Raw genomic sequence first — 11,307 nt, 5'->3', positions numbered from 1 at the left:
CGGGCCGCGTTGCTTCGAAGCGTCGGAGGCCCAAACCGTCTCGGCGACACTGGGATTGACCTCGTTGCGGGCGGGGCTGGGCGGCGGCGGGTCCTGCGGATACGGCCGTGGCTGGGCCGGCGGCCGTCCACCCTGCGGTGCGGGTTGCGCCGGTGCGGGCTGGCCGGGCGGCGCCTGCCCCGGCGGCGGGGCGAGGCCCGGGGGCGGCCCCCGCCCGGGCGCAGGCTGGCCCGGCGGCGGCGCCTGCCCGGGCGGGGGCGCCTGCGGCGCGGGCTTGGGCTGGAGCTCCTGCGCCGGCATCGAGTTCAGCACCGGGCGGATGTAGAGACGAGCGGTCTGCCCCAGGTTGCGGGCCTCGTTGCCGTCGTTGCCGGGCACGGTGATCACCAGGTTGTCGCCGTCGACCACGACCTCCGAACCGGAGACGCCCAGCCCCGCCCCGCCGCCCGCGCCCGCGGGGAACGCGCCACCGGCCGACGTGCCGCCGGCCGAGCAGCCCGCGCCCCCGGACCCGCGCAAGGAGCTCGCCGATCGCATCGCCGATGAGAAGAAGTGGCGGCAGAGCACCCGCCAGGGCGTCCAGTTCCTGGCGCTGCAATTCCAGGCGACCCGTTGCGACAAAGAGGACATCCTCGCCGGCAACGACGACCCGAACCTGCCCCTGGTGACCTGCTCGACCGACCACAAGGTGGCGTACCTGCTGGCGCCGTCGATCATCAGCGGCGACCAGATTCAGGACGCCACCTCGGGGATGAACCAGCGCGGCATCGGCTACGTGGTGGACGTGCAGTTCAAGCCGGCGGCCGCCAACACCTGGGCCGACTTCACCGCCGCCCACATCGGCACCCAGACCGCCTTCACGCTGGATTCCCAGGTCGTCAGCGCGCCGATGATCCAGGAAGCCATCCCCGGCGGCCGGACGCAGATCACCGGCGGCGACCCGCCGTTCACGGCCGCGACCGCCAAGCAGCTGGCCAACGTCCTCAAGTACGGCTCGCTGCCGCTGTCCTTCGAAGCGTCGGAGGCCCAAACCGTCTCGGCGACACTGGGATTGACCTCGTTGCGGGCGGGGCTGGGCGGCGGCGGGTCCTGCGGATACGGCCGTGGCTGGGCCGGCGGCCGTCCACCCTGCGGTGCGGGTTGCGCCGGTGCGGGCTGGCCGGGCGGCGCCTGCCCCGGCGGCGGGGCGAGGCCCGGGGGCGGCGCCTGCCCGGGCGCAGGCTGGCCCGGCGGCGGCGCCTGCCCGGGCGGGGGCGCCTGCGGCGCGGGCTTGGGCTGGAGCTCCTGCGCCGGCATCGAGTTCAGCACCGGGCGGATGTAGAGACGAGCGGTCTGCCCCAGGTTGCGGGCCTCGTTGCCGTCGTTGCCGGGCACGGTGATCACCAGGTTGTCGCCGTCGACCACGACCTCCGAACCGGAGACGCCCAGCCCGTTGACGCGCGCGCTGATGATCTGCTGCGCCTGTGCCAGCGCGTCGCGGCTCGGACGTGAGCCGTCCGGGGTGCGCGCGGTCAACGTGACGCGGGTGCCACCCTGCAGGTCGATGCCGAGCTTGGGTGCGGCCCGCTTGTCGCCGGTCAGGAACACCAGCAGATAGACGCCGACGAGCAGCAACAGGAAGACGGACAGGTAGCGGGCAGGGTGCACCGGCGCCGAAGACGATGCCACGTTCCTTCTATCTCCTCGAGAATCGGTTTCTTACCCCGGACAGAGCCTAGAAAAGACTACGTGCCTCCCTCACCGCGATCGCGCCGCTGGTGGGTTTGGGCCGCAATCGCCGTCAGGAATCCTTGGTCGCCCGGTTGTCGCCGAATTCCTCCAAATCGTCGGCGTCGTCGTCCTCGGCGAGGTCGTCCTCGTCGGGCAGTATCCGGTCGCGGATCGCCAGCTTCATCCAGGTCGTGACCACCCCGGGCGCGATCTCGAGGTCGACGGTGTCGTCCGTGATCTCGACGACCGTGGCCTCGAGCCCGGATGTGGTGTGCACGCGGTCGCCCGGCTGCAACGACTCGTGCAGGTCGATGGTGGCCTGCATCGCCCGCTTCTGCCGGCGCGAGGCGAAGTACATGAACCCGCCCATGATGAGCAGGAAGGGCAGGAACAGGATCAAACTTTCCATGAACGGGCCTGTCTTTTCGTAGTGGCTTCGTAGTGGCTTCGTCGTGGCACTGAAGGCCATCGGTGGCCGGGACGACCCGCGGGCCGCGCACCTCGTACCGGCCAGTGTGCCATTGCCGCAGGTCGCCCCCGAGCGCCGCCGTACATGAGAGGCCGGGCGGGGACGCGCCGGATAGGCTTGAGTCGCGACGTGACAGGCGCGCCGCGGTGAGGAGAAGATCGTGGCCGGCCTCGAGCAGACACGCCAGCTGGTCACCGAAATCCCCGGTCCCGCTTCGCTGGAGCTGACCAAACGCCGCGCCGCGGCGGTGTCGCACGGGGTGAACGTCTCGCTGCCGGTGTTCGTGGCGCGGGCGTTCGGCGGCATCATCGAGGACGTCGACGGCAACCGGCTCATCGACCTGGCCTCCGGCATCGCGGTCACCACCGTCGGCAACTCCTCGCCCCGGGTGGTGGAGGCGGTGCGCGCCCAGGTCGCCGAATTCACCCACACCTGCTTCATGGTCGTGCCGTACGAGCAGTACGTCGCCGTCGCCGAGGAGCTCAACCGGATCACGCCGGGCTCCGGCGAGAAGCGCTCGGTGCTGTTCAACTCCGGTGCGGAAGCCGTCGAGAACGCCGTCAAGGTCGCCCGCGCGTACACCCGCAAGCCCGCCGTCGTGGCGTTCAACCACGCGTACCACGGCCGCACCAACCTGGCGATGGCGCTGACCGCCAAGTCCAAGCCGTACAAGAGCGGCTTTGGCCCGTTCGCGCCGGAGGTCTACCGGGCCCCGGTGTCCTACCCGTACCGGGACGGGCTTCTCGATAAGGAGCTGGCCACCGACGGGGAGAAGGCCGCCGCGCGGGCGATCGACGTCATCGAGAGCCAGGTCGGCGCCGAGAGCCTCGCCGCGGTCATCATCGAACCGATCGCCGGCGAAGGCGGCTTCATCGTGCCGGCCGAGGGATTCCTGCCAGCCCTGCTCGACTGGTGCCGCAACAACGACGTGGTGTTCATCGCCGACGAGGTGCAGACCGGGTTTGCGCGCACCGGCGCGATGTTCGCGTGCGAACACGAGGGCATCGAACCCGACCTGATCTGCACCGCCAAGGGCATCGCCGACGGGCTGCCGCTGTCGGCGGTCACCGGCCGGGCGCAGATCATGGACGCGTCGCATGTCGGCGGGTTGGGCGGCACATTCGGTGGCAACCCGATCGCCTGTGCTGCAGCATTGGCCACCATTTCAACGATCGAAAGTGACGGGCTGATCGAGCGGGCCCGGCAACTGGAACGGCTGATCACCGAGCCGTTGCTGCGCCTGCAGGCCGCCGACGACCGGATCGGCGAGGTGCGCGGCCGCGGCGCCATGATCGCCATCGAGTTGGTCAAGTCAGGTACCGCCGAGCCCGACGCGGAGCTGACTCAGAAGCTGTCCAAGGCGGCCCATGCCGCCGGCGTCGTCGTGTTGACGTGCGGCATGTTCGGCAACATCATCCGGCTGCTGCCGCCGCTGACCATCAGCGACGAACTGCTGAACGAGGGCATCGACGTCCTGGCAGGACTGCTGGCCGACCTGTAAGACGGGGTCGACCGGCCCGGGTGGGCAATCTCACAACTTGCGCCGCGGCGCGGCCATGGTGGAATACCGTTACTTTAGCTAACGTTCTAATGGTCAGCGCATCGGCGCGAGAAGACTCAATATCTTTCATTGCGAGGAAATTTCTATGTCGACCACCACGCACGACGAGCGGCTCGAGCGCCGCATCGAGGACCTGACCGCCAACGACCCCCAGTTCGCCGCCGCCCGCCCCGACCCGGCGGTCGAATCGGCGCTCGAGCGGCCCGGGCTGCGCCTCCCGCAGGTGATCCGGACCGTGCTCGAGGGGTATGCCGACCGGCCCGCGCTGGCGCACCGCGCGGTGGAGTTCGTCAAGGACCCGGCCAGCGGACGCACCAGGCTGGAGTTGCTTTCCCGGTTCGAGACGCTGACCTATCGGGAGCTCGGCGAGCGGGTTTCCGCGCTCGGCCGCGCCTGGTCCGACGACGAGGTGCACACCGGTGACCGGGTCTGCGTGCTTGGCTTCAACAGCGTCGACTACACCACCATCGACATGGCGCTGGCGACGATCAGTGCGGTGTCGGTCCCGCTGCAGACCAGCGCGTCGCTGACGTCGCTGCAGCCGATCGTGACCGAGACCGAGCCCACCGTGATCGCGGCGAGCGCCAACCAGCTGCCCGACGCCGTGGAGCTGATCCTGAGCGGCTACCGGCCCGCCAAGCTGGTGGTGTTCGACTACCACCCCGAGGTCGACGACGAGCGGGAGGCGGTGGAGACCGCCCGCACCCGGCTCGCGGACACCGACGTCGTGGTCGAAACGCTCGCCGAGGTGCTCGAGCGCGGCAAGGCGTTGCCGGACGCGCCGCTCCCGGCCAGCGAGGAATCCGACCCTCTGGCCCTGCTCGTCTACACCTCCGGAAGCACCGGCGCGCCCAAGGGCGCGATGTACCCGCAGAGCAACGTCGCCAAGATTTGGCGCCGGGGCAGCAGGAACTGGTTCGGCGAGAGCGCCGCGTCAATCACCCTGAACTTCATGCCGATGAGCCACGTCATGGGCCGCGGCATCCTCTACGGCACGCTCGGCAACGGCGGCACGGCCTACTTCGCCGCCAAGAGCGACCTCTCGACCCTGCTCGAGGACCTCGAGCTGGTGCGGCCGACCGAGCTGAACTTCGTGCCGCGCATCTGGGAGACCCTGTTCGGCGAATTCCAGCGCCTGGTCGAACGGCGGCTCGCCGACGGCGGCGACCGCGCAGCGGTCGAGGCGCAAGTTCTCGCAGACCAGCGTCAGTACCTGTTGGGTGGGCGCTACATCTTCGCGATGACGGGCTCCGCGCCCACCTCGCCCGAACTGCGCACGTGGGTCGAATCGCTGCTCGAGATGCACCTGATGGACGGCTACGGCTCCACCGAGGCCGGCATGGTGTTGTTCGACGGCGAGATCCAGCGCCCGCCGGTGATCGACTACAAGCTCGTCGACGTGCCGGACCTGGGCTACTTCGGTACCGACCGGCCGTACCCCCGCGGCGAGTTGCTGTTGCGGACCGAGAACATGTTCCCCGGCTACTACAAGCGGGCCGAGACGACGGCCAACGTGTTCGACGAGGACGGCTACTACCGGACCGGCGACGTGTTCGCCGAGGTCGCGCCCGACAAGCTGGTCTACGTCGACCGCCGCAACAACGTGCTCAAGCTGGCGCAGGGCGAGTTCGTGACCCTGGCCAAGCTGGAGGCCGAGTTCGGCAACAGCCCGTTGGTGCGCCAGATCTACGTCTACGGGAACAGCTCCCAGCCCTACCTGCTGGCAGTCGTGGTCCCGACGGAGGAGGCGCTGGCCTCGGGCGACCAGGAGAGCCTCAAGCCCAAGATCGCCGACTCGCTGCAGCACGTCGCGCGCCAGGCCGCCCTGCAGTCCTACGAGGTGCCGCGCGACTTCATCATCGAGTCCACGCCGTTCAGCCTGGAGAACGGTCTGTTGACCGGGATCCGCAAGCTGGCGTGGCCGAAGCTGAAGCAGCACTACGGCGAGCGGCTCGAGCAGCTCTACGCCGAGCTGGCCCAGGGACAGGCCAACGAGCTGGCCGAACTGCGGCGCAACGGCGCGAACGCGCCCGTGCTGCAGACCGTGAGCCGGGCCGCCGCGGCCATGCTGGGCACCGCGAGCAGCGAGCTGACGCCCGACGCGCACTTCACCGACCTGGGCGGAGACTCGTTGTCGGCGTTGACGTTCGGGAACCTGCTGCGCGAGATCTTCGACATCGACGTCCCCGTCGGCGTCATCGTCAGCCCGGCCAGCGACCTGCAGGCCATCGCCAACTACATCGAGGGCGAGCGCCAGGGCACCAAGCGGCCCACCTTCGCCGCCGTGCACGGCCGTGACGCGACCGAGGTGCACGCCGGTGACCTGACACTGGACAAGTTCCTCGAGGCCGAGACGCTGGCCGCCGCGCCCAGCCTGCCCAAGCCCACCAGCGAGGTGCGGACGGTGCTGCTAACCGGCGCGACCGGCTTCCTGGGTCGCTACCTGGCGCTGGAATGGCTCGAGCGCATGGACATGGTCGACGGCAAGGTGATTGCGTTGGTCCGCGCCAAGTCCGACGCGGAGGCCCGCGGCCGGCTGGACAAGACCTTCGACAGCGGCGACCCCAAGCTGCTGGCGCACTACCGGGAGCTTGCCGCCGACCACCTGGAGGTCATCGCCGGCGACAAGGGTGAGGCCAACCTCGGCCTGGACCCGCACACCTGGCAGCGGCTGGCCGACACGGTCGACCTGATCGTCGACCCGGCCGCCCTGGTCAACCACGTGCTGCCTTACAGCGAGCTGTTCGGCCCCAACGCGCTGGGCACCGCCGAACTGATCCGGATCGCGCTCACCACCAAGCTGAAGCCGTACACGTATGTGTCGACGATCGGCGTCGGCGACCAGATCAAGCCCGGCCAGTTCGTCGAGGACGCCGACATCCGGCAGATCAGCGCGACCCGCGCGATCAACGACAACTACGCCAACGGCTACGGCACCAGCAAGTGGGCCGGCGAGGTGCTGCTGCGCGAGGCGCACGACCTGTGTGGCCTGCCGGTGGCGGTGTTCCGCTGCGACATGATCCTGGCCGACACCACCTACGCCGGCCAGCTCAACCTGCCGGACATGTTCACCCGGCTGATGCTGAGCCTGGTCGCCACCGGTGTCGCGCCCGGTTCGTTCTACGAGCTGGACGCCGAGGGCAACCGCCAGCGTTCGCACTACGACGGCCTGCCGGTGGAGTTCATCGCCGCGGCGATCACCACGCTGGGCACGCAGGTGCTGGACGACGTCTCTCAAGGCGACGGGTTCCAGACGTACCACGTGATGAATCCCTACGACGACGGCATCGGCCTCGACGAGTACGTCGACTGGCTGATCGAGGCCGGCTATGGGATCCAGCGCATCGCCGACTACGGCGAATGGCTGCGGCGGTTCGAGCAGACGATGCGGGGCCTGCCGGAGCGGCAACGCCAGTACTCGCTGCTGCCGCTGCTGCACAACTACCAGAAGCCTTCAGTGCCGATCAACGGTTCGATGGCACCGACCGACCGCTTCCGCGCCGCGGTGCAAGAGGCGAAAGTCGGCCCCGACAAAGACATTCCGCATGTCTCGGCGCCGATCATCGTCAAGTACATCACCGACCTGCAGTTGCTCGGACTGCTGTAAAGGCAGCAAAGACCGATCGCCAGCCTGGCTTCGGGCCGGCGATCGGTCTTTGTGTGAGCGCGTTACTGCGAAGGGTGCGGCCAGCGCAGGTACGCGGCGTTGGCACCCGCCGCCGCGCCCGAGCGCTGGCGACGCCACCCGCGCTTGGGCTCCGGGTCGGCAGCCGTGCGCGGCTTGGTCAGTGCGCCCGAGGACACCTCGGCCGGCTCGTACGTCGATTCGCGGTACGGTTCGACGCCCGGCGCGGCGGCGGCCACCGGCGCGACGGGCTGGACGTCACGCGCCAGCCGCACGGCCGTGCGCGCCAGCACAACTCCGCCCACGAAGACGATCAGCGCACCCAGTCCGGAGAAGTAGCTGACCTCGAGCACCGCGCGCTTGCGGTCGGTCGCGGCGACCGGATCACCGGCGGAGCCGATTCCCAGCAGCGGCGCGAACTGGCCGCCCACGACGAACCAGGCGCCGGCCACGACCGCGAGCCAGCCGCCCAGCATCGCCGCGACGCGGTTTCCGGCGACGATCAGCAAGAGGCCACCCAGCACGGTCGCCGCCCCCGGCAGGACCTCGAGCCACCCTCGAGCCGTACTCCACGCCCACTCCCGATCGGGCGTGTAGGCGAAGTTGAAGCGCGGTCCGACAAACGGTATTAACGCCCCCCAAGCTCCCATGATGACCAGGAGCAGTCCGCTGACCGCGCCACGCGAACGCGGCATGCTCAGCCCGCGTGTTTGGCCGTCTTCTGCGTATTTCATGACATCCCCTCGTTGAATACCGGGCCTGTTTCCGGCCCGGCATGGGTACCCGACCATTTCCGCTTGTAACCCATGCGGCGCGCGGAATTCCGCCCCCGGGCGGTGACCATTGGGGCTGGTGAGACAGATGTTAAAATCTGAGGCCGAGCAGCAGCAGCGCGATCGCGATCGCCGGAAAGACGCCCTGCGTGACGGCGGCACGCCCCTTCTCCGGTGCGGACAGCAGCAGGACCACCGCGGCCGCGGCCATGGGCCCGACGCCGGCGAAGATGAGCGCCGCCCCAACGGCGTTGTGCCGCAAGATGATCGCCCCGATGCCGAGGCCGGTGACCACGGCCAGGAACAGGTTGTAGAAGCCTTGGTTGAAGGCCAGCAACTTGGTGGTCTCGGCCTCCTCGGCCGTCGTGCCGAACGTGGCGCGGGTGCGCGGCGAGGTCCAGGTGAACGATTCCATTACAAAGATGTAGACGTGCAGTAAAGCCGCCAGTCCGGCGAACACCAACCCGGCAGTGATCATCGCTCCTCCTCGGTGGTCGAGGCCTGCGCGGTGGAACTTTACCGACCTGCGGTCGCCCGGACTGCGCGGACGCGAAAGGGCGCCGGCAGCCAAGGGCTACCGGCGCCTCCCGCGTTACTCGTTACACGCCGGCGTGGTGGTGCCGGTGGAACAGGCCGCCACCGGCGCGCCGACCGAAGAAACCACGCCCGCGGGGCTCGGGTTCGACCCGGTCCGTCCGCGCGGCGGGCACGCCCCGCGTCTCGTCGTACATGGCCGGGCCGCCGGCCGGCACCGCTTCGGCCGCCACCGGGGCCGGCTCGGTCACCACGACGTCTCGCGCGTGCCGCACCGCCAGGCGCGCCACGGCCGCCCCGCCCAGGAACACGATCAGGGCGCCCAGGCCGGTGAAGTAGGTGACCTCGAGCAGGGCTCGTTTCAGGTCCGTCGACGCCACCGGTTGCCCGAGGTCGCCGATGCCCAGGGTCGACGCGAACGCGCGGCCGACCACGAACCAGGCCCCGCCGAGGACCGCCAGCCAACCGCCGAAGACGCCGCTGGCGCGGTTGCCCGACGTAAGGACCAGCAGGCCGCCCAACGCCGTGGCGGCCCCGGGGAGCACCTCGAGCCAGCCCTTGGTCGTGGTCCACGTCCACGCCGGGTCGGTCAGGTAGGCCCAGTCGATGTTGGGCCCGAAGAACGGCACCAGTGCGCCCCAGGCGCCCAACAGAATCAGGAGCAGCCCGGTTAGCGCGCCGCGGGTGCGTGGCATGTACAGCGCGCGAGGGCGTTCGTTGTCGTAGCGCGTGGTCCTCATCAGAATCTCCTTCAACAGGTATTACTGCTGTGAGCTTGGTTACCCGACGACGCCCACGCATAACCGATCGCGGGCCGCCAGGGTGTCGGCTGGGAACGCCGGCTGTGGCTGGTCCGCCGGGGTGGCAGGGGCCTGAGCAGGCCGGACAGCGTAGCCGCGGACCGCCGCGGCCGGGCTGACCCGCAAAGGTCACGATTTGGTCGCGCTCGCGATCGCCACTAGTCCAATGGTGGCGACCCGCATCGCCCGGCCTTCGCCGCGCTCGCGATCGCCACTAGTCAAACGGTGGCGACCCGCATCGCCCGGCCTTCGCCGCGCTCGCGATCGCCACTAGTCAAACGGTGGCGACCCGCATCGCCCGGCCTTCGCCGCGCTCGCGATCGCCACTAGTCAAACAGGCCTGGTTGGCCCAACCCGGTGACGCCCGCCGGCGGGCTCATGCCCAGGTGTGTCCATGCCTGCGCGGTGGCCACCCGGCCGCGCGGCGTGCGGGCGACCATCCCGGCGCGGACCAGGAACGGTTCGCACACCTCCTCGACCGTGGTGGCCTCCTCCCCCACGGCCACCGCCAGGGTCGAGACCCCGACCGGGCCCCCGCCGAAGCTGCGGGTCAGGGCCGACAGCACGGCCCGGTCCAGCCGGTCCAGGCCCAGCTCGTCGACGTCGTAGACCGCCAGTGCGGCCTTGGCGACGTCGCGGGTGATCACCCCGTCGGCGCGCACCTCGGCGAAGTCGCGGACCCGCCGCAGCAGCCGGTTGGCGATGCGCGGTGTCCCGCGCGAGCGCCGGGCGATCTCCTCGGCCGCCTCGGCGCCCAGCTCGATGCCGAGGATGCCGGCTGAGCGGGCCAGCACCAGCTCCAACTCGGCGGGCTCGTAGAAGTCCATGTGGGCGGTGAACCCGAACCGATCGCGCAGCGGCCCGGTCAGCGCGCCGGACCGGGTGGTGGCGCCGACCAGGGTGAAGGGCGCCACCTCCAGGGGGATCGACGTCGCGCCTGGACCCTTGCCGACCACCACGTCGACGCGAAAGTCCTCCATCGCCAGGTACAGCATCTCCTCGGCGGCCCGGGCGATGCGGTGAATCTCGTCGATGAACAGCACGTCGTGCTCGACCAGGTTGGACAGCATGGCGGCCAGGTCACCGGCGCGTTCCAGCGCCGGACCCGACGTCACGCGCAACGAGGACCCGAGCTCGGCGGCGATGATCATGGCCAGCGACGTCTTGCCCAGCCCCGGCGGACCCGAGAGCAGGATGTGATCCGGTGTGCCGCCGCGATTTTTGGCGCCCTCGATCACCAGCTGCAGCTGTTCGCGCACCCGCGGCTGGCCGATGAACTCCCGCAGCGAGCGCGGCCGCAGACTGACGTCGATGTCCCCCTCCCCGACGGCCAGCGCCGGCGACAGCTCGCGGTCGGCGAAGTCATCGTCGGGGCTGCTCATTTGGTCTTGCCCAGCAGCGAGAGGGCGGCGCGCAGGGCGCCGGATGTCGTCGCGTCCTGATCGGTGGCCAGCACCTTGTCGGTGGCCTCCTCGGCCTGCTTGACGGCGAAGCCCAGGCCGACCAGCGCCTCGACCACCGGCCCGCGCACCGCGTGCCCGTTGACCACGGACGCGGGCGCGCCCGCTGACACCGCGCCCACCTTGTCCCGCAGCTCGAGCACCATTCGTTCGGCACCGCGTTTGCCGATCCCGGGAACCCGGGTCAGCGCGACCACGTCGCTGTCGTACAGCACCTGCCGCAACGCCGCCGCGTCGTGAACCGCCAACGTCGCCATCGCCAGCCGGGGGCCCACCCCCGACACGGTCAGCAGGGTCAGGAACAGGTCTCGGGTCTCGGTGTCGGTGAAGCCGTACAGCGTCATCGAGTCCTCGCGCACGACCATCGCGGTGATC

General features: G+C 70.0%; 8 protein-coding genes and 2 pseudogenes. 3 read left to right on the top strand and 7 right to left on the bottom strand.

Features of this window, described 5'->3' with window-relative positions; genetic code table 11:
- Positions 1–125 precede the first annotated feature (125 nt).
- Positions 126–1,084 (top strand): annotated as a pseudogene (locus tag A5704_RS29720) (protein translocase subunit SecD); the annotation flags it as partial.
- Between the two features lie 233 nt (positions 1,085–1,317).
- On the opposite strand, the pseudogene A5704_RS29715 reads toward A5704_RS29720, so the two are convergent.
- Together A5704_RS29715 and yajC are read right to left on the bottom strand one after the other, a co-directional pair.
- A pseudogene (locus A5704_RS29715) lies at positions 1,318–1,587 on the bottom strand (protein translocase subunit SecD); the annotation flags it as partial.
- Between the two features lie 193 nt (positions 1,588–1,780).
- Positions 1,781–2,119, bottom strand: a complete 339-nt coding sequence (gene yajC, locus A5704_RS06890) for a preprotein translocase subunit YajC (RefSeq protein ID WP_067268848.1) — start codon at positions 2,117–2,119, stop codon at positions 1,781–1,783.
- A 220-nt stretch (positions 2,120–2,339) separates the two neighbouring features.
- Here yajC and gabT point away from each other — a divergent pair, with 220 nt between their 5' ends.
- Both gabT and car read left to right on the top strand, forming a co-directional pair.
- Positions 2,340–3,680 carry a 4-aminobutyrate--2-oxoglutarate transaminase gene (gabT, locus tag A5704_RS06885; RefSeq protein ID WP_067888098.1) on the top strand — a complete coding sequence of 447 codons (1,341 nt, stop codon included), beginning with the start codon at positions 2,340–2,342 and terminating at the stop codon, positions 3,678–3,680.
- 145 nt (positions 3,681–3,825) lie between these two features.
- Positions 3,826–7,347, top strand: coding sequence for a carboxylic acid reductase (gene car, locus A5704_RS06880; RefSeq protein WP_067888095.1), 3,522 nt, complete (start codon positions 3,826–3,828; stop codon positions 7,345–7,347).
- A gap of 62 nt (positions 7,348–7,409) precedes the next feature.
- On the opposite strand, the gene A5704_RS06875 is transcribed toward car, so the two are convergent.
- The 5 genes from A5704_RS06875 to ruvA all read right to left on the bottom strand — a co-directional run.
- On the bottom strand, positions 7,410–8,099 hold the full coding sequence (locus tag A5704_RS06875; RefSeq protein WP_067888092.1) for a hypothetical protein: 690 nt from the start codon (positions 8,097–8,099) through the stop codon (positions 7,410–7,412).
- 130 nt (positions 8,100–8,229) lie between these two features.
- A complete protein-coding gene (locus A5704_RS06870) occupies positions 8,230–8,616 on the bottom strand; it encodes a DUF1304 domain-containing protein (RefSeq protein ID WP_067752097.1) in 387 nt (128 codons plus the stop codon).
- Between the two features lie 121 nt (positions 8,617–8,737).
- Entirely contained in the window at positions 8,738–9,412 is a 675-nt protein-coding gene (locus A5704_RS06865; RefSeq protein WP_067888101.1) for a hypothetical protein, read from the bottom strand.
- A gap of 386 nt (positions 9,413–9,798) precedes the next feature.
- Positions 9,799–10,854, bottom strand: coding sequence for a Holliday junction branch migration DNA helicase RuvB (ruvB, locus tag A5704_RS06860; RefSeq protein WP_067888089.1), 1,056 nt, complete (start codon positions 10,852–10,854; stop codon positions 9,799–9,801).
- Positions 10,851–11,307: Holliday junction branch migration protein RuvA (ruvA, locus tag A5704_RS06855; RefSeq protein ID WP_067752106.1), on the bottom strand; the 457-nt coding region annotated here is incomplete at its 5' end. The genes ruvA and ruvB, both read right to left, overlap by 4 nt.

Source organism: Mycobacterium sp. E735 (assembly GCF_001666955.1).
GTDB lineage: Bacteria > Actinomycetota > Actinomycetes > Mycobacteriales > Mycobacteriaceae > Mycobacterium.
The sequence above is the reverse complement of the archived record's forward strand: the minus strand, read 5'-3'. Positions and strand labels throughout refer to the sequence as shown.

Coding starts and splice junctions, on each gene's coding strand:
- car (WP_067888095.1), top strand. CDS start 3,826: ATGTCGACCACCACGCACGACGAGCGGCTCGAGCGCCGCATCGAGGAC.
- A5704_RS06865 (WP_067888101.1), bottom strand. CDS start 9,412: ATGAGGACCACGCGCTACGACAACGAACGCCCTCGCGCGCTGTACATG.
- ruvB (WP_067888089.1), bottom strand. CDS start 10,854: ATGAGCAGCCCCGACGATGACTTCGCCGACCGCGAGCTGTCGCCGGCG.
- yajC (WP_067268848.1), bottom strand. CDS start 2,119: ATGGAAAGTTTGATCCTGTTCCTGCCCTTCCTGCTCATCATGGGCGGG.
- A5704_RS06870 (WP_067752097.1), bottom strand. CDS start 8,616: ATGATCACTGCCGGGTTGGTGTTCGCCGGACTGGCGGCTTTACTGCAC.
- A5704_RS06875 (WP_067888092.1), bottom strand. CDS start 8,099: ATGAAATACGCAGAAGACGGCCAAACACGCGGGCTGAGCATGCCGCGT.